Here is a 1,238-nt window from a genome sequence, read left to right on the forward strand (position 1 = left end):
GTTCGAGTACCTGCCAAAACCGTTTGATATCGATGAAACCTTAACGCTGGTCGAACGTGCGATTGCCCACAGCCATGAAAACAAACGCGAGCAATTGTCTTCAGAAGATGCCCCGGCCGACACGCCAGAGATCATCGGTGAAGCGCCAGCAATGCAGGAAGTGTTCCGCGCTATTGGCCGCCTTTCTCGCTCGTCGATTTCCGTTTTGATCAACGGGGAGTCCGGTACGGGTAAAGAGCTGGTTGCTCATGCCCTTCACCGCCATAGCCCCCGCGCCAACAAACCTTTTATCGCTCTCAATATGGCCGCGATTCCAAAAGACTTGATTGAGTCTGAGTTGTTCGGTCACGAAAAAGGCGCATTTACTGGTGCAGACAGTCGGCGTATTGGTAAGTTTGAATTTGCGCAGGGCGGCACACTCTTCTTAGATGAAATCGAATCGATGCCAATTCAGGCACAAATTCGTTTGTTGCGCGTCCTGCAAGAGCGCGTGATTGAACGCGTTGGCTCAAACGAACTTTTACCTCTCGACATTCGCGTTGTCGCGGCAACGAAAGTGGATCTTAAACGTGCGGCGGAACAAGGCACATTTCGTCAAGACCTCTACTACCGCCTCAACGTGGTTACGCTAGATTTGCCTCCCTTACGTGAACGCAAGGAAGACATCCCTGCCCTTTTCCACCATTTTCTTTTAGTCGCGGCGTCGCGCTATGGTAAAAGTTCGCCAAGTCTTTCAGCACAAGATTTGGCTCAGCTAATGGCTCACGATTGGCCGGGAAATGTCCGAGAACTGCGCAATGCAGCAGAGCGTTTCGTTTTATTAGGTAAACTCATCCAATTAGGTGAACCAAGTTCCATCCCCGCCTCAACCAGTAGCCTTGCAGAGCAAGTGGCGGAGTTTGAAAAGGCAGCGATAGAAAATGCGCTACTGGAAAACAATGGCAGCATCAAACAAACGATGGAACAGTTGAATGTGCCTCGAAAAACGCTGTATGACAAAATGCAACGCTATCAGATAGATAAAGAGCTCTATAAATAAAACAGGTTCGCACGATTGGTATTATATCCAACTTGAATCATAATTTTGCTAAGGCAATTATTGGGCTCATATGGATATGAATGAAAAAGTGAGGATACCGATCATTACCGATACAGTGATGGTAGACGGCCAGTATCAAGAAGAAAGACGCTCCGGTGAAGACCGACGTAAAAACAAAAAGAAGTGGCACGGTTATGAG

1 protein-coding gene is annotated in these 1,238 nt (G+C 48.2%); it reads left to right on the plus strand.

Features of this window, described 5'->3' with window-relative positions:
- The coding region (locus R7E47_RS24680; RefSeq protein ID WP_318085386.1) for a sigma-54 dependent transcriptional regulator at positions 1-1,039 on the plus strand (1,039 nt) is incomplete at its 5' end.
- Between the last annotated feature and the right edge of the window lie 199 nt (positions 1,040-1,238).

It is taken from the genome of Vibrio sp. Vb1026 (assembly GCF_033338745.1).
Taxonomy (GTDB): Bacteria; Pseudomonadota; Gammaproteobacteria; order Enterobacterales; family Vibrionaceae; genus Vibrio; species Vibrio alginolyticus.